The organism is Rhizobium sp. YTUHZ045 (assembly GCF_051124255.1).
Classification (GTDB): Bacteria; Pseudomonadota; Alphaproteobacteria; order Rhizobiales; family Rhizobiaceae; genus Rhizobium.
Map to the genome: position 1 here is coordinate 4207501 of NZ_CP101432.1, position 17372 is coordinate 4224872.

General features: G+C 58.3%; 10 protein-coding genes, 1 tRNA gene and 2 rRNA genes. 10 read left to right on the forward strand and 3 right to left on the reverse strand.

Annotation, left to right across the window (positions count from 1 at the left end):
• Nucleotides 1-245 precede the first annotated feature (245 nt).
• From NMA58_RS20595 to NMA58_RS20605, 3 genes are all read left to right on the forward strand, one after another.
• Nucleotides 246-3045 (forward strand): 23S ribosomal RNA (locus NMA58_RS20595).
• Between the two features lie 185 nt (nucleotides 3046-3230).
• Nucleotides 3231-3345, forward strand: a 5S ribosomal RNA gene (rrf, locus tag NMA58_RS20600).
• A gap of 227 nt (nucleotides 3346-3572) precedes the next feature.
• Nucleotides 3573-3649: transfer RNA gene (locus NMA58_RS20605), tRNA-Met, on the forward strand.
• Between the two features lie 67 nt (nucleotides 3650-3716).
• Here the strand turns inward: NMA58_RS20605 and NMA58_RS20610 are convergent.
• Nucleotides 3717-7136, reverse strand: a complete 3420-nt coding sequence (locus tag NMA58_RS20610) for a DEAD/DEAH box helicase (protein WP_434711747.1) — start codon at nucleotides 7134-7136, stop codon at nucleotides 3717-3719.
• A gap of 660 nt (nucleotides 7137-7796) precedes the next feature.
• On the opposite strand from NMA58_RS20610, the gene NMA58_RS20615 reads away from it, so the two are divergent.
• On the forward strand, nucleotides 7797-8579 hold the full coding sequence (locus NMA58_RS20615) for a helix-turn-helix transcriptional regulator (RefSeq protein ID WP_183706101.1): 783 nt from the start codon (nucleotides 7797-7799) through the stop codon (nucleotides 8577-8579).
• A 75-nt stretch (nucleotides 8580-8654) separates the two neighbouring features.
• Here NMA58_RS20615 and NMA58_RS20620 read toward each other — a convergent pair whose 3' ends face one another.
• A complete protein-coding gene (locus tag NMA58_RS20620; RefSeq protein ID WP_097600490.1) occupies nucleotides 8655-8978 on the reverse strand; it encodes a hypothetical protein in 324 nt (107 codons plus the stop codon).
• A 382-nt stretch (nucleotides 8979-9360) separates the two neighbouring features.
• Here NMA58_RS20620 and NMA58_RS20625 point away from each other — a divergent pair, with 382 nt between their 5' ends.
• From NMA58_RS20625 to NMA58_RS20645, 5 genes are read left to right on the forward strand one after another with little or no spacing between them, the layout of a single operon-like run.
• Nucleotides 9361-10383 (forward strand): UDP-glucuronic acid decarboxylase family protein, encoded by a 1023-nt coding sequence (locus NMA58_RS20625; RefSeq protein ID WP_434711749.1) that lies wholly within the window; start codon nucleotides 9361-9363, stop codon nucleotides 10381-10383.
• Nucleotide 10384: 1 nt separating this feature from the next.
• On the forward strand, nucleotides 10385-11368 hold the full coding sequence (gene galE, locus NMA58_RS20630) for a UDP-glucose 4-epimerase GalE (protein WP_430960636.1): 984 nt from the start codon (nucleotides 10385-10387) through the stop codon (nucleotides 11366-11368).
• Nucleotides 11365-13227: a glycosyltransferase family 2 protein gene (locus NMA58_RS20635; RefSeq protein ID WP_434711750.1), complete on the forward strand. Its 1863-nt coding sequence runs from the start codon at nucleotides 11365-11367 to the stop codon at nucleotides 13225-13227. Before galE ends, NMA58_RS20635 begins: the two co-directional genes overlap by 4 nt.
• Before the next feature lie 32 nt (nucleotides 13228-13259).
• The gene (locus tag NMA58_RS20640; protein WP_434711752.1) at nucleotides 13260-13781 is read left to right on the forward strand and encodes a DUF995 domain-containing protein; all 522 of its coding nucleotides are present in this window, start codon (nucleotides 13260-13262) and stop codon (nucleotides 13779-13781) included.
• 3 nt (nucleotides 13782-13784) lie between these two features.
• Complete coding sequence (locus NMA58_RS20645; RefSeq protein WP_434711754.1) at nucleotides 13785-14756, forward strand: glycoside hydrolase family 26 protein; 972 nt, start codon at nucleotides 13785-13787, stop codon at nucleotides 14754-14756.
• Nucleotides 14757-14903: 147 nt separating this feature from the next.
• Here NMA58_RS20645 and NMA58_RS20650 read toward each other — a convergent pair whose 3' ends face one another.
• Nucleotides 14904-16190, reverse strand: coding sequence for an ABC transporter substrate-binding protein (locus NMA58_RS20650; RefSeq protein WP_434711755.1), 1287 nt, complete (start codon nucleotides 16188-16190; stop codon nucleotides 14904-14906).
• Between the two features lie 146 nt (nucleotides 16191-16336).
• Here NMA58_RS20650 and NMA58_RS20655 point away from each other — a divergent pair, with 146 nt between their 5' ends.
• Nucleotides 16337-17365: a LacI family DNA-binding transcriptional regulator gene (locus tag NMA58_RS20655; RefSeq protein WP_434711757.1), complete on the forward strand. Its 1029-nt coding sequence runs from the start codon at nucleotides 16337-16339 to the stop codon at nucleotides 17363-17365.
• Nucleotides 17366-17372 lie beyond the last annotated feature (7 nt).

A 17372-nucleotide genomic window follows, 5' to 3' on the forward strand; every position in this document is an offset into this window, starting at 1 on the left:
TCAGCGCCTTGTTGTGCTGTCTGACGGACGATCGGATTACCGTTGCCTGACCGCGCGGTATCGGATCAAATCTCGAGAAGCTGGTCTTAAGACCTGACACAAGCGAGCTGCTCGGCGTAGCTCCAATAAAGTGATCAGGTCGAACACGTCGATGGCATCAAAGATGGCCTGGGTTGTAAAAGGTAACTCTGGCCGCCGCATCCCTTCGGGATGACGGCTAAGTGATGAGCATTGGCAATGAGAACGATTAAGTGTCGTAAGGGCATTTGGTGGATGCCTTGGCATGCACAGGCGATGAAGGACGTGATACGCTGCGAAAAGCCGTGGGGAGCTGCGAATGAGCTTTGATCCATGGATCTCCGAATGGGGCAACCCACCTTAAATGCTTGGAAAATTTAAGACGATCTGCTGATCGTCTTATCTTTCCAAGCATTGTGATAAGGTATCTGCACCTGAATACATAGGGTGTAAGAAGCGAACGCAGGGAACTGAAACATCTAAGTACCTGCAGGAAAGGACATCAACCGAGACTCCGCAAGTAGTGGCGAGCGAACGCGGACCAGGCCAGTGGCAATTGTGATTAAAGTGGAACGCTCTGGAAAGTGCGGCCGTAGTGGGTGACAGCCCCGTACGCGTAGATATCACGATTGTCCTAGAGTAGGGCGGGACACGAGAAATCCTGTCTGAACATGGGGAGACCACTCTCCAAGCCTAAGTACTCGTGCATGACCGATAGCGAACAAGTACCGTGAGGGAAAGGTGAAAAGCACCCCGACAAGGGGAGTGAAATAGAACCTGAAACCGGATGCCTACAAACAGTCGGAGCCCGCAAGGGTGACGGCGTACCTTTTGTATAATGGGTCAACGACTTAGTGTAACAAGCAAGCTTAAGCCGGTAGGTGTAGGCGCAGCGAAAGCGAGTCTGAACAGGGCGATATAGTTTGTTGCATTAGACCCGAAACCGAGTGATCTAGCCATGAGCAGGTTGAAGGTTGGGTAACACCAACTGGAGGACCGAACCCGCATCTGTTGCAATAGATTGGGATGACTTGTGGCTAGGGGTGAAAGGCCAATCAAACTCGGAAATAGCTGGTTCTCCGCGAAATCTATTTAGGTAGAGCGTCGAGCGAATACCCCCGGGGGTAGAGCACTGGATGGGCTATGGGGACTCACCGTCTTACTGATCCTAACCAAACTCCGAATACCGGGGAGTACTACTCGGCAGACACACGGCGGGTGCTAACGTCCGTCGTGAAAAGGGCAACAACCCTAACCTCCAGCTAAGGTCCCCAAGTCATGGCTAAGTGGGAAAGGATGTGAGGATCCCAAAACAACCAGGATGTTGGCTTAGAAGCAGCCATCATTTAAAGAAAGCGTAACAGCTCACTGGTCTAAATAAGGGTCTTTGCGCCGAAAATGTAACGGGGCTGAAGCCATGCACCGAAGCTGAGGATTTGCAGCAATGCAAGTGGTAGCGGAGCGTTCCGTAAGCTGATGAAGGGAGACCCGTGAGGGCTCCTGGAGGTATCGGAAGTGCGAATGTTGACATGAGTAACGATAAAGAGGGTGAGAGACCCTCTCGCCGAAAGACCAAGGGTTCCTGCTTAAAGTTAATCTGAGCAGGGTTAGCCGGCCCCTAAGACGAGGCGGACACGCGTAGTCGATGGGAACCACGTTAATATTCGTGGGCCTGGTGGTAGTGACGGATTGCACAAGTTGTTCTGGTTTATTGGATTATCAGGGCAGCGGAGCGGTTCCAGGAAATAGCTCCACCGTATAGACCGTACCCGAAACCGACACAGGTGGTCAGGTAGAGTATACCAAGGCGCTTGAGAGAACTATGTTGAAGGAACTCGGCAAATTGCACGCGTAACTTCGGAAGAAGCGTGACCCCATTTTAGGCAACTATGATGGGGTGGCACAGACCAGGGGGTAGCGACTGTTTATCAAAAACACAGGGCTCTGCGAAGTCGCAAGACGACGTATAGGGTCTGACGCCTGCCCGGTGCTGGAAGGTTAAGAGGAGAGGTGCAAGCTTTGAATCGAAGCCCCAGTAAACGGCGGCCGTAACTATAACGGTCCTAAGGTAGCGAAATTCCTTGTCGGGTAAGTTCCGACCTGCACGAATGGCGTAACGACTTCCCCGCTGTCTCCAACATAGACTCAGTGAAATTGAATTCCCCGTGAAGATGCGGGGTTCCTGCGGTCAGACGGAAAGACCCCGTGCACCTTTACTATAGCTTTACACTGGCATTCGTGTCGGCATGTGTAGGATAGGTGGTAGGCTTTGAAGCGGGGACGCCAGTTTCCGTGGAGCCATCCTTGAAATACCACCCTTATCGTCATGGATGTCTAACCGCGGCCCGTCATCCGGGTCCGGGACAGTGTATGGTGGGTAGTTTGACTGGGGCGGTCGCCTCCGAAAGAGTAACGGAGGCGCGCGATGGTGGGCTCAGACCGGTCGGAAATCGGTCGTCGAGTGCAATGGCATAAGCCCGCCTGACTGCGAGACTGACAAGTCGAGCAGAGACGAAAGTCGGTCATAGTGATCCGGTGGTCCCGCGTGGAAGGGCCATCGCTCAACGGATAAAAGGTACGCCGGGGATAACAGGCTGATGACCCCCAAGAGTCCATATCGACGGGGTTGTTTGGCACCTCGATGTCGGCTCATCGCATCCTGGGGCTGGAGCAGGTCCCAAGGGTTTGGCTGTTCGCCAATTAAAGCGGTACGTGAGCTGGGTTCAGAACGTCGTGAGACAGTTCGGTCCCTATCTGCCGTGGGTGTAGGAATATTGACAGGATCTGTCCCTAGTACGAGAGGACCGGGATGGACATATCTCTGGTGGACCTGTTGTCCTGCCAAGGGCATAGCAGGGTAGCTATATATGGACGGGATAACCGCTGAAGGCATCTAAGCGGGAAACCCACCTGAAAACGAGTGTTCCCTATCAGAGCCGTGGAAGACGACCACGTTGATAGGCCGGGTGTGGAAGTGCGGCAACGCATGAAGCTTACCGGTACTAATAGCTCGATCGGCTTGATCGTTCTCATTGTTCATGCTCATCTCAGGGCGACCGCTAAGCGGTCGTCCCGACAGAGCGAAGGCGTCAGCCTTTGCGACGGGCCCGGCAAACACGCAAGTGTTTGTCCGGTTTGAGCCTTTGACGTGTTTAAACAACCAGGCCTTCGGCCTGCACCAGCTTCTCAAACAACAAGTTGCGCTTTGCCGACCTGGTGGTTATGGCGGGGTGGCTGCACCCGTTCCCTTTCCGAACACGGCCGTGAAACGCCCCTGCGCCCATGGTACTTCGTCTTAAGACGCGGGAGAGTAGGTCGCTGCCAGGTCTGCAAATCGCAACTCAGTTGATAATATCTTCTCAATCACAAGCCAACGGCCCAAAGCCGAAACAAAAGGCCGCCCACAAAGCGGCCTTTCGTGTTATAATCAGTCCGCGGGGTGGAGCAGCCCGTTCGGCCTAAGATCGATCCACCGGATCGATCTCTTAACGGCCTCACCTCGTCAGGCTACGCCTGTCATCGCTCCCGGGCTCAGACAGTCCGGAATAAAATAACGCGGGGTGGAGCAGCCCGGTAGCTCGTCAGGCTCATAACCTGAAGGCCGCAGGTTCAAATCCTGCCCCCGCAACCAAACCTTCCATAAACACAAACATGCAAAAAGCCCGCCTCATGGCGGGTTTTGCGTTTCTGGGGGAACGTCACAACATGCGTTCAGCGAACCGCGCCGGAGTCCGATCCCTCATGTTCAGCTCGTTTCGGGTCAGGAATTCCGCGGGCCGGATCGTCTGCAACGCATTTGCCGCCTCTCTGAAATAGGGAAGCGTTTGCCAGAGCGTGCGGTCGCCGACGATGTAGAAACGGCGCTTGGCGCGCGTCAGCGCCACGTTCAACAGGTTTGGCTTGGATGCGGCCCAGCCGGCCGCTCCGCGATGTTCGGCATCGGCGCCGAGGACCATGAAAACGATATCTTCTTCCTTGCCCTGGAAGGTGTGAACCGTGCCTACCCGTTCCTGAAGCCATTTCTGTAGTTTCGCTGGAGATCCGCGCGCATATCCGTCTTGGTCGATCCAGACCGCATGAGAAAGAGCCTGTCTCAAACCGGTCTTGATCTCCTTGAACGGCGAGATGATGTAGATGTCCGGCAATGCACCGTCCCGGTGATAAGTCGCGGCGAGGAGGTCGACGATGAAGTCTATCTGCTCGGCAACGACCTGTTTGCCCGAGACCTTGCCCTTTACGTCGATCCAGGCGCTGTCGCCATAAAAGGGCGATGCGTCGCCGGCCGGCCGGCGCTCTTCCAGCCCGAAGATCATCTTGTTCCGATAGGCGATCTGATTAGCAAGGCTAAACATCGGGTCGATGCAGCGTCGATGCACTCTGAGCGGGCTGCCGATCCAGAGCCCATCTGCCTCCTCGCCCTGAAGCGTCGTTCCGTAGCGATTGGCGGCATCGGCCAGCATCTGCACAGACGCCCTGTTCGGCGAATATTGGCCTGCCGCCGTGTGGGGTGAAAGAGCCGAAGCGCCTGAAATCAGCGCGCTGGGGAGCGTGAAAACCGGTTCGATCTGCAAGGGATCGCCGATCACCATGACGCGGCGTGCCCGCATCAACGCCCCGACCGCCGCCTGCGGTACCGCCTGGCCGGCTTCATCGATGAAGACCCAGCCGATCGAGCCGGGCCCAAGCCCGCGGAACTGCTTGGCAAAAGACGCGAATGTCGTGGAGACGATCGGAACGATCATGAAAAGGCTCTGCCAGATCGATGCAATGTGCTTGTCATCGACGGGATTGTTGTTGGAAAGCACTTTGGTGACGGCAACGATATTTCCGCCAAAACCTCCGCCCTTCCTGCCGACATCGGCCAACCAAGCTTCATGCAGCGTCAACGCTGCTTCCAGCAATGCCGAACGCAGAGCCGCCAGTTCGTCCTGATGCCAGAGACCGTCGATCTGCACCTGATCCTCATCGAGATCGGTGAGACGCTCCGATGCGGCGGGATGATCGAGAATTTCCCCCAGCCGCTCGAGTTCCTCTCTTTTCGCAGACCAGATTTTCCGTCGTGACCGCAGTGCCCGTTCGGCCCGGTCATGCTCTCGCAAAGCCCGTTCCAATGTGGGTTTATCGGTTTTCGCAAGCTGATCTTCGCATTCGGCCAGCGCCTTGCGCAGTTCCAGCTGCTTCCGCGCATTGGTGATGACATCCTGGCGATGCTGCCGGGCCGGGTTGGTCGAGAGCACTCTCCTCCATCGCGCAGGGGCGCTGCGGTCGAGCAGCTGTTCCTCCTCCTTCAGATAAGACAAACCGTCGGCGATGCGGCGCATTTCGGTCGCCAGCATGTCGCATCGATTCTGCGCATGCAAAACTTCGTCCGCGGCGACAGCCACCCTCTCGAGCGCTTCGCGGCAGAATGCATCCTGCGAAACGGGCGCTATCTCATCACGCAGATCGGCATAGCGCGCATATTGGCTGATCTTTTCGCGAACCATCTCGTCGGCGGCATGAAAAGCCGATGCCGCTTCGGCGAAGCTTGGCCCCTCATAGCTCTTCAACCATTCCCAGATGGTCTGCGGCTTTGCGGCGCCCGACCAGCCGGGCTTCGGTCTTTCGGCGATCTCCATGAAGGCGAAACGTTCTTTGAAGGCCCGGCGGTTCCTGGAATTGCCGAGCGCGCAGGCGATCAACCCCCATGGGCGGTCGCCGTCAGGGAGCTTGACGACCGCTCCGTTGTCTTTCTGGCAGGCGATCTTGTGTGCAACCGTCTGCAAATATTGAAAGGAAGACGTGCTCGCGATCGAGCTCCGCTTGGGAAGGTCGCGCGAAATATTCTCCACGGCGGCATTGTTAGAGGAGGCGACGACCATTTCGAACCCGGCAAGGGCTGGGATCAGCGCCGATATGGAGGCGGTGCTCCTATCCGTAAAACCGACACGGCGTGGCGAGCCGTCAAGGGCGTCGCGCGCCGTCGTCAGGGAGGAGAGCACCCGGGCGCGCCGAACGATGTTGTCCGCGAACATGTCACGCAGCAGCGTGGTCTTTCCGGTGCCCGGCGGGCCGTTGACCGAGAATAATCCCGTTTCCGACAGGCCGGCGATCGCCGCATTGATCGCGAACTGTTGCATGAGGCTCATTGCGAGATGAGGCTCGCTCAGCCAGCGTCCACGGTTGAGATTGCCGGGATGCAGCGCCCGAATGATCGCCCGGCGTCCTTCTTCCGAATAAAGGTCGACCCGATTTTCATCTGCCGGCGGGTTGAGGTACCGCCGGAGCGGCTCCGGGACATTGCCCTGCTTGACGCAGATCATCGCCCCTTCGATATCCTCGATAAAGAAGCTGTTCAGAATGCCAATGTCTTCATCAAGGCTGGCACTTTCGTCTTCCTCATCGGCGTTGGGTGCATGATCCTCCTGTTGAGGCGGCAACGAGATGAGCTCGGGTCTTTCCGACCTGTCGCGGTAGCGTATTTCAACGGCGGCGATGGGCTTTTCCTGGCGTGAGGCAAAACCTGCCCAATCGCAGAGCAATTCATGCAGCGCCACGATTTCGCCGGCATCGATCGGCTGATCGGTGGCAGCCTCGAAGGATGAAGACCCCAGCTGTCGCTGCGCCTGAAAGTTTTGAAGCAATTCCAACAGCTGCCGCTTGCCGTTGGCAAATGCCTCATGGCTGAGCGAGGAGAGACCGGTTTTCCGTACCCGTCCGAGGGCCCACGGAAGCGTCGAGACGGAAAATGTTTCGAACATCGGCTGTCCGAGCGGAGTAAGCTGCAGGCTGGCAAAGCAGGTATCGCCATCGAGATCGCTGCGTTCGGCATCCTCATACTCGGCAATGTCGACCGCAGCGCTGTCGAAGTGCCTGCGGATGTCGGAGATCTCGGATTTGCTGAAAACGCCGAGGAACAAGGTAAAGCCGGTGATCTGCTTCTCCTCGGGTATGACAGGACGGCTGAGTGCAGCGCTGTCCTGCAAGAGCGTCTCTGCATGCAGCCAGAAAACGGTCCGTCCTTCGCCCGAGACGAGGCGAGTGGAGAGATCATAAGGTATGAAAAACTCGATCTTATGCCAGAAATCGAGAATGGCCAGAAGCCGTTCCCGTTCTGCCCTGTCCGCATCGATCTGCATGACGTCTCACTGAGGAGTGCAAAATAGGCTCACGCCTTTTTAGCAGCGATTGCAGCTCAAAATCAAAGAGCATGGTGATGATGCGCCCGGTCGAGTGCATTTCAACAGCCGCGCAGGTGCGCCAGTGCAGGCGCCGCGCCTTCTTCATCTTGCTGGTGCCCGCTGTTCCAGCGCACGGAGGGTCTCTGGACGATATCAGCCTCTGCGATGCGCTGCCTCGGCGACCGACCGGACACGTTCGAGCGCAGCGCTGGCCTTGCAGAGGTCACGGCCCGGCATAAGCAGCCGGGAATGCCAGGCTTTTGCCAGGAGTGACGGGGTTGAGCGACAACTTGCGAGTCTCGTAATCATCAGGGGCGGGCGAAAAAATATTACAATTTGTACTGAAATATTACATTCACTGAATTATCTATAGTAGGGGCAAATATAACCTCCGAGTATAAGGGTGAGCAAAAATACAACCGCTACGTAGTATCTTATTGTTTCTCGCTCCCCAAAACTAATCACTTTGGGCCATTTCCTTCCTTCTCAATCCGTATTAACATAATTAAGAAATGTCTAAAGAAAAAGGCGATGACACAATAGGACCGGCATTTCATACTATCTTATACCTGCCATCGCTGCATGTTTGAGTAAAGTGTACCGCTAGGGGAGGCGTATATGTTCATGACAGGTTCAGGAATGGAGAATGCGGACCAGGCGAGAAAGTCTAGCCCGTCCGGAGATACTATCCTTGTAGTAGCCAAGGCTGATCTGTTTTCAGAATGCATGGTGGAGGCGCTGGCAAAGAAATTTCCAAATTGCGATGTTCCAAGCATAACGAACGCAACTCCGATGCTGGCAAAGGATAGCAGCGATATAAAGCTGGTTTTATTTTACCATATACCTACGCCGGAGTTGCAAGAAGCGCTGCAGGCGGTCAGGGAAAATCATCCGGAAACCTCGATCGGACTTGTCGTCGAAGCCATCGACATGATGGAGCCCTATGTCAGCCGTTTGGTCGAGGCACGGATCATCGACGGCGTCCTGCCGCTTAATCTTCGGCTTGATGTCTTCATGGCCGCGGTGGATCTGCTGATGAAGGGCGGGGAGCATTTTCCCTCGGCGCTTCTCAACCGCCTCACCAATAAGGGGACCCAACTGGAGCCCTCACTTTATCAGACCAAGTCGGTTGATGCCGCCCGCAACAATGCGCTCAAGCTGAGACGCGACAGCATCTCCGCCTTGACGACCCGGGAGGTTCAGATCCTGGATCTCATCTGCAAGGGGACGCAGAACAAGATTATTGCCGACAAACTGCATCTTTCCGAAAACACAGTGAAGGTTCACGTCCGCAACATCTATAAGAAGATGAACGTGCGAAACCGTACGGAAGCAGCGTCTCGCTTCTTCAACGACCATCCGGTCGGCGATGACGACATGTCCAGCCGGTGGCGCAACTGATCGATAGCGCCGCGCTTTTTCAGGCGCGCAAAGAATGCTGTCACACTTTGAGTTGCGCTTGGGTTGCGCTTTTGCTTAGGTCGAGCGACGGGCAAAGCAGCGCGACTTCTGTCCGAAGCCGCTTGGAGAGCAGATATAGGGCGCGGACCCGTGATAGGCGACGATGCGAGCTCGTGCCGCAACAGGCCGAGCGGTTCGATTTTCCGGGTAGGTGTAAGCCTTCGAAACGGGTCGCGTCTCGACGACGACAACATTCTTTTTCGCGATAGCGGCCATGTCGTCGTCAACGACCGCACAAGCCGTCGCTCCGATCGCAAGAAGCGTCACTCCCCCCGCAAGCATCGCAAAATGAAATGGACGCCAGCCTTTCGGCTGGGCTGTGGCGCGATTTTTGAACATGCCAAATCCCTCTCATAGGACGCTTCCGGATGCAAGACCGGTGGCGCAGCCCTGCGAAGCCGACCTCTCCTTCTTCTATCCCATCTTTATTGAGCAAAGTTTGAGCAACGGCGTGTTTCCCGTTTCACGTGAAAAAATAAGTAAAATGATTAATCATTTGTTACTCTGAAGAACAAATGCGTAATTATTTGGGATATTTTATGTTTTTGAAGTTGACCTTGATAACAATCGCCTTATCATTTCAATAGTAAATGAGTTACTGAAGAATAACCTCGAACTTATTCATGTATTGGTACGCAATTGCATGAATATACATCCGAGTATGGTAAGATGTAAGCCGCGTAAATAATACAAAAGACTAAAGCGTGGGGAGGAGTTTGTAATGCGTAGTTTCGTTCCCGGCGAAGGCTATTCGGAAGTAAAGAACATAGCGGTGCTCAAGAATCTGGGCACCGCTCTTGTAAATGGCGGAGCCGGCTTTCTTGGCTCGCATCTCTGCGAAAGGCTTCTGCTAAGCGGCCACAGCGTCATATGCCTCGACAACTTTTCCACCGGCCGCCGTGCAAATGTCGAGCATCTCGCATCGAACCCCCGCTTTCGCATCATCGAGCACGATGTGCGTCAGCCCTTCGATATCGAAGCGTCGCTGATCTTCAACTTCGCCTCTCCTGCCTCTCCGCCCGACTATCAACGGGATCCGGTGGGCACCTTGCTTACCAGCGTACTCGGCGCCGTCAACACCTTGGATTGTGCGCGCAAGACCGGCGCGATCGTCGTTCAGTCGTCGACGTCGGAAGTCTATGGCGACCCGACCCTGAGCCCGCAACGCGAATCCTATTGCGGCAATGTCAACTCCATCGGGCCGCGAGCCTGCTACGATGAGGGAAAACGCAGTGCCGAAACCCTGTTTTTCGACTACCACAGGACCTACGGCGTCGACATAAAGGTCGGCCGCATCTTCAACACCTACGGGCCCCGCATGCGCGCCGATGACGGGCGGGTGGTCTCCAACTTCATCGTGCAGGCCCTGCGCAACGCCGACCTGACCATCTACGGCGACGGTCAGCAGACTCGCTCTTTCTGCTATGTCGATGATCTCATCGAAGGTTTTCTGCGCTTCTCGGCAGCCGGCAGCGCATGCCACGGTCCGATCAATCTCGGCAACCCGAGCGAGTTCACCGTTCGACGCCTGGCGGAAATCGTCCGGGACCTCACAAATTCGCGTTCCCGAATCGTTCACCTTCCGGCTGTCGTCGACGATCCCCGCCAGCGGCGGCCGGATATCTCACGGGCGATGAAGGAACTGGCATGGCAGCCTCATATCGAGCTCGAAGCCGGCCTGGCGCGCACCGTCGAATATTTCGACGGCCTGCTTGCCGGGACGGAGCAGGCGGAGGCTGTATGAGATGCCCCGCTACATACTCGTCACCGGCGGCGCCGGTTTCATAGGCAGTCATATCTGCAAAACGCTGTCGCGCGCCGGGATGATCCCGGTTACCTACGACAATCTCTCGACCGGACATGCCGACAGCGTCCGCTGGGGACCGCTCGTTCGCGGCGAGCTCGGCGACACGATCGCGCTGCGCCGGACGATGGCCGAATTTTCGCCCGATTGCGTCATCCATTGCAGCGCCAATGCCTATGTCGGCGAATCCGTCGACATGCCGAGGAAATATTACCGCAACAATGTCGTCGGCAGTCTCACGCTGCTCGAGGCCTGCCTCGACCAGGAAATCGACAAGATCGTTTTTTCCAGCAGTTGCGCCACCTATGGCGTTCCCGCCTCGTTGCCGATACGGGAGGAAAGTCTGCAGCAGCCGGTCAATCCTTATGGCCGCACCAAGCTGATCTTCGAGATGGCGCTCGAGGATTTTGCCGCTGCCTATGGCATCCGCTTCGCTGCCTTGCGTTATTTCAACGCGGCCGGCGCCGATCCGGAGGGTGAGCTTGCCGAGCGTCACGAGCCCGAGACACATCTTATCCCCCGCGCCCTTCTTGCTGCCGCCGGCAGACTGGACCGGCTCGATGTCTTCGGAACCGATTATGCGACCGAGGACGGAACCTGCGTTCGCGACTATATCCATGTCAGCGATCTCGCACAGGCACATTTGGCCGCCGTCAACCACCTGATCGCAGACGGCGCCTCGCTCAGCGTCAATCTTGGTTCCGGCCGTGGCACGTCAGTGCGCGAGATCATCGACGCGGTCTATCGCGCCAGCGGCCGCGAAGTCCCCGTCCGTTATCGCGCCCGCCGCCCCGGCGACCCGCCGATCCTCTTTGCCAATACGGCAAGGGCGAAGGCGGAGCTCGGCTTCGTGCCGGCTCTTTCCGATCTCGACACGATCATCCGCACGGCCGGCCCGACCTTCGGGCTGGAGGTGACGGCATGAGCCTGGTTTCGGAGATCGATCACCGGGTCAGGACGGCGAAAGCTGCTGCGGACCCATTCAACCCCGTGTTCACAGGGTGGAATCGTGTCGCCTATGGTTTCGGCATCCTCTGCTGGCTGGCGGCGCTCGGCTATTTCTGGAGCTGGTGGTGTCAGTCCGCCCATATCATTTCCTGGCCAACCTTCGTGCTCGTCACCGCCGTGCTTGCCTGGATAACGCTTGTCCCCGCCTATTTCATCCTGATCTTCCTCGATGCGAGAACGATCGGTTCGCGCGCCCGGCTGCCGGAAGGACGCGTGGCGATGGTCGTTACCAAGGCGCCGTCCGAACCTTTTGCCGTCGTCCGCGCCACGCTTCAGGCGATGCTCGATCAGACTGGTGTCGAGTTCGATGTCTGGCTAGCCGACGAGGATCCGTCCGCGGAAACCGGACGCTGGTGCGCCGAGCACGGCGTGCTGATCTCGACGCGGAAGGGCGTGGCGGAGTATCACCGTACGACCTGGCCGCGCCGGACGCGGTGCAAGGAAGGCAATCTTGCCTATTTCTACGACCATTTCGGCTATGCGCGTTACGATTTCGTCGCCCAGTTCGATGCCGATCATGTGCCGACACCGACCTATCTCCGTGAAGTCCTGCGCCCTTTCGCCGATCCTGCCGTCGGCTATGTTTCCGCACCCAGCATCTGTGATGCGAATGCCGCGGCGAGTTGGGTCGCGCGCGGCAGGCTCTATGCGGAGGCAAGTCTGCACGGCTCGCTGCAGACCGGTTACAACAATGGCTGGGCGCCCCTTTGCATCGGCTCCCACTATGCGGTCCGCACATCAGCCCTTCGCCAGATCGGTGGCCTTGGCCCCGAGCTTGCCGAAGATCATTCGACGACGCTGATGATGAACGCCGGCGGCTGGCGCGGTGTCCACGCGGTCGATGCGATCGCTCATGGCGACGGCCCGGCGAATTTCGTCGATCTCGCCGTGCAGGAATTCCAGTGGTCGCGCAGCCTCGTCACCATCCTGCTGCAATATTCCCGCCGCTACGTCGTCCATCTGCCCTGGCGGCTGAAATTCCAGTTCGTCTTTTCGCAGCTGTGGTATCCGCTCTTTTCCACCGTCATGGCAGTGATGTTCCTGCTGCCGGTTGCCGCCTTGCTGACGGGCCAGGTCTTCGTCAACGTGACCTATCCGGATTTTCTGCTGCATTTCGCGCCGCTGTCGATCGTGCTGACGCTCTTTGCCTTCTTCTGGCGGGCCACGGGAACCTTCCGGCCGCACGATGCGAAACTGTTTGGATGGGAAGGGCTCGCCTTCATCTTTCTGCGCTGGCCATGGTCGCTGGCCGGCAGCCTGGCGGCCATTCGCGACCATTTCTCCGGTTCTTTCGTCGACTTTCGCATTACCCCGAAAGGAAGGCAGCAGCAGCAATCTTTGCCGCTGCGCGTCGTTGCGCCCTATCTTGCTCTCGCGGGGCTTTGCGCCGCGGCCATGGTGTTCGCCGGCGAGGCCGCTGCCGCCCAGGGCTTTTATCTTTTCGCTGCGATGAACCTCGCGATCTATCTGTCGCTAACCGTGCTAATCGTCGTTCGCCATGCGATCGAGAACGGCCTGCCGCTGCTGCCGCAATCGCGCGGCCTCTGGCTTGCGACGGCTACGGGTTTGGCGATCTGTGTCACCGGCGGCATGCAGGCGGGCACCCACGGCCTGCGCGGCCTCGAAGCCCTTTCCCACGGCCAGACACTTATCAGTTTCAGCCAATCGCAATTCGCCGTGGCCGGTGCTGGCCTCGGCGGCAAAACCCGGATCGTGAAGTTCCGCATCAGATGGCACGGATTCGGAAGCACGGGACGGAACGAACAAGGTGTGTGAGCCGGCGGCACCGGCCGATGAGAGGAGATGCAATGCGTATCGGGTCGAGACTGTATGGAGTAGTCGTTGCTCTCAGCCTGTGTTTGCCGTTGGCAGCGCAGGGTGCCGAGGCCGCCAAGACCGAGGCGCCGACGCCGCTCAGCGCCTATGAGCTTTACCGGATCTACGGTGACAAGACCTGGACCTGGGATACCGGCGGCGGTCGTTTCTTCGATGAAGGTCGGCGGTTCGTGGCCTGGACCAACGACAAGGGCAAGCAGTCCTTCGCCGAAGGCAGATGGGTGGTCGACGATCTCGGTCAGCTCTGCATGCGCGCGACCTGGACGAACGCCGAGGGAGCAGCGCGTGCCAGCACCTGTTTCGGTCATCGCAAGGTCGGCAACGCGATCTACCAGCGCCGTCAGCCGGACGGCAATTGGTACATCTTCCGCCATTCTTCGGCGCGCCAGGATGACGAATTCCGCAAGCTCGTCTCCACAGATACCGTCAGCGCCAAGGCGTATGAACTGAAGCAGTTCCTGCTGAATCAGGAAATAGCCCGAAAAGGAGGGTGAGCCATGAAGAAGCTGACGAAAAATCACCTCTCGACCGCCGCGATCGCGCTGCTGCTGTTGTGCGTCGCGGAGTTGCCGGGCCGAAGCGAGGTGCAATATGCGGGCATTGCGCCGAACCCGGCGACGAGCGCGCGGACGATCATCGACAAACGCCCGGTCGTTCACGCCGACGGCATCAAGTTCGGTGCCTACGACCCACATGGGGATTTCGGCGCCCAAGCCAATGTCTCGACTGAAGCCCTGTTCCTGCCGTGGGAAGACGTTGACCTGGAGACGCTGCGCGTTGCAGATGCCTATGCGTTGGCCAGGGGCCGCAACCTGCTGATAACGGTGGAGCCTTGGTCCTGGGACGTTGAACGGCGGCTGACTTCTGGCGAGCTTCGCGCAAAGGTTCTGCGCGGCGACTACGATGTCAACATGCGGGCGATCGCGCAGATGATATCCCAGCTGAAAAGCCCCGTGATCATCCGCTGGGGACAGGAAATGGAAGACAAATCCGGGCGGTTTTCGTGGGCCGGCTGGAACCCGCAGGACTTCATCGCCGCCTACAGACGCATGATGGACATCGTTCGCGACGAGGCGCCCGGCACCGAGACAATGTGGTCGCCGAAGGGTGTGCCCGGCCTACAGGACTATTATCCCGGCGACGATTATGTCGACCTCATCGGACTCTCGGTTTTCGGGCTGGAGCGCTACGACGAGCTTGCCTACAACAAGCACCGGACCTTCTCAGAAGCGCTGAAGCAGGGCTATGATCTCGTCGCCGCCTATGGAAAGCCCATCTGGGTCGCAGAGCTCGGCTACGAAGGCGGCGACGCCTATATGAGGCCGTGGATCGAAACCGCGACGTTGAAACAGAGCGCCTTCCCGAAGCTTCAGGAAGTGGTCTATTTCAATGATCAGGAGGTGCATGCTTGGCCGTTCAATCTCGGCCGGCCTGACTGGCGCGTGGTTGAAGGCCCGGCCGCCAACTAAGCGCCATGTCGCGCATGCCGCGGTTTGCGAGGGCGAGGTTGGACGAAGCAAGCTGAAGCACGCAATCAAATTCCACACGCGCTTCAGCCGGGCGTCAGAGAAGCCCGCGGGCGTCTGCGGGCCTCTCCTTTCATATCGCGCAAGCGATCATCCCTTAAGCGTTGCCTTACCCTCTTCGACGAGCCGGGTCGCTGCGTCGGCGGGCGAAGTCCGCTCGAAGGCGAGTTCGTCGCAGATCGGGCGCAGCACGCGTTGGTCGAATTGGGTCGCACCCATCGGCACCGGCGGCGGATATTCACCGACCTGATCCTTGAGCATGTTGACGTATTTGACCGTTTCCTGCTCTGTCGGGTTCAGCTGCGGCAGAATGGCTTCACGCACGGCCGGCGACATCGGCACGCCGCGCTCGACGCCGAGAATCTTGCCGGCTTCGATGTCGTTGACGAAGAAGTCGATAAATTTCGCGGCCGCTTCGCCATGCTTGGTGGTCGCGCCGATACTCCAGATCAGCGCAGGACGGTAGTAGTGGCCCGACGGCCCCCCCTTCTTTTCCCGTGGCAGCATGGTGATGCCGATCTTGTTCTTGATGATCAACTGATAACCGATCATTTGGTTGGAATAGGCCATGCCGATCACCGATTTGCCGAGACCGAGGGCGTTGGTGTCAATGGTGTTCTGATCGAGCGTCTGGACGTCGGCAGCAACCGTGCCTCCCGCCTTGCGCAGCTTCTCCCAATAGTCGAACCACTCCGTGGCATCGTCGGCCGTGAAACCGAGCCCGACCGTTTCCTTCGCAAAGAGGCTTTTACCCCGCTGACGCAGCCAGGCATCGAAGACATAGGCGTAACGGGCCGCATAAGGGCCGCCTGCCTTGCCCGAGGACTTGGTGAGTTCCACCGCCAGCTTGGCATACTCATCCCATGTCAGGTCGGGCGTCGGCATCGGAATGCCTGCCTTTTCGAATTCCACCGTGTCGAAGAACATTGAGAAAGAGTTGAGGCCGAGACCGACACCATAGAGTTTCCCGTCGATGGTGGTCAGTTTCAGCACGTCGGCGCCGAAGGACTGAACCTTCAACGTCGAGGGGACGAATTCGTCGAGCGGTAGGCAGGCGCCGCGCTTGGAATAATCGGAGATTGTTCCCGGCTCGAGCTGAAAGACGTCAGCGATCGAGCGGCCGGCCATCTGCGTGGCGAGCTTCGTCCAGTAGCCGTCGCCCGAAAGCGATTCACCGACGATCGTGACGCCGGGTGTCCTCGACTGATAAAGCTTGGCTACATCGAGCGTGCGTTTGGCACGGTCGTTGGATCCCCACCACATGGCGCGCAACTGCGCCTCCTCGGCAAAGGCCGGGATAGCGCTTCCCGCGCCAAAGGCAAGGCCGGCGGCGGCGCCGGCTGAACTCACTAGGAATGAACGGCGATTGAGATGCATCATATTCCTCCTTGTTCCCAATATGTCCTCTGCCCTCCTCCAACGGCGTGCCGGGACACTCGCCGGGTAGAGTACGCAAAAATATTTCTAATGCAAGAATTAATCAATATCTTGCAAATTTGCATTATTTGCATAATGTTTGCTTTATGAACGAGCAGAAAACCAAGCGGCCGCGCCAGGCCGACATAGCCACTCTGGCCGGCGTCTCCGTCTCCACGGTGTCGCGCGTGCTTGCCAATGAGCCGGGCATCAGCGAAAGCGTCCGCCGTCATATCTTGAAGGTTGCGGCCGACCACGGTTATCCCGTCAGGCCTGCCGCCGAGGCCGTTGCCGGGGGGCTGGCGCTCATCGCCAGCGACGGCATCACGGGCGGGCTCAGCGTCTTCTACGAAGCGATCGTCGACGGCTTGCGCACTGGAGCCGCCGAGGCGGGAATGGCATTTGAAATTCGCCTAGCCCGCGAGGATCGTATCACGCCGGATGCCGTGCGTGATTATATGCGGGCTGCGGAGGCCGAGGGCCTCTTTCTCGTCGGCATCGATCCCAACGAAGCCTTGCGCGACTGGCTGCAGGCCAGCGCAACACCGACCGTGCTTGTCAATGGCACTGATCCCAGGATGCAGTTCGACGGTGTTTCTCCGGCTAATTTCTTCGGAGCCTACGAGGCGGCCAGCCGGCTGACGAGGGCCGGCCATCGCCGTATCCTGCATCTGAGTGGCTCTCACCGCCATACAATTCGGGAGCGCATTCGCGGCTTCGAGACGGCGATCGCCGCCGTCCCCGACGCCGAGGGACGATTCGTTTCGCTGGCGCTTCAGGGCAGCGCCAGCCGCGAGGCCCACGAACGCACCGCGGCAGTCCTTGCCGAGAATGCCGGCTTCACCGCGGCTTTCTGCATGAATGATTTCATTGCCGTCGGCGTTTTGGAGGCCGTCACCGAGGCCGGTCTACGGGTCCCGGAGGATTTCGCGATTATCGGCTTTGATGATCTGCCCTGTGCATTGATGACCAATCCGCGGCTTTCCACCATGCGCGTCGATCGTGCCGCTCTCGGGCGGGAAGCCGTATCCCTGATGCTGTCCCGGTTCCGCAACAGGACAGCGGCTGCGCGCCAGATCTGCCAGGCGGTTGTTCCCGTTCCGGGGGGGACCGTTGCCAATGCCGAGAACCAGTAAGAGGTGT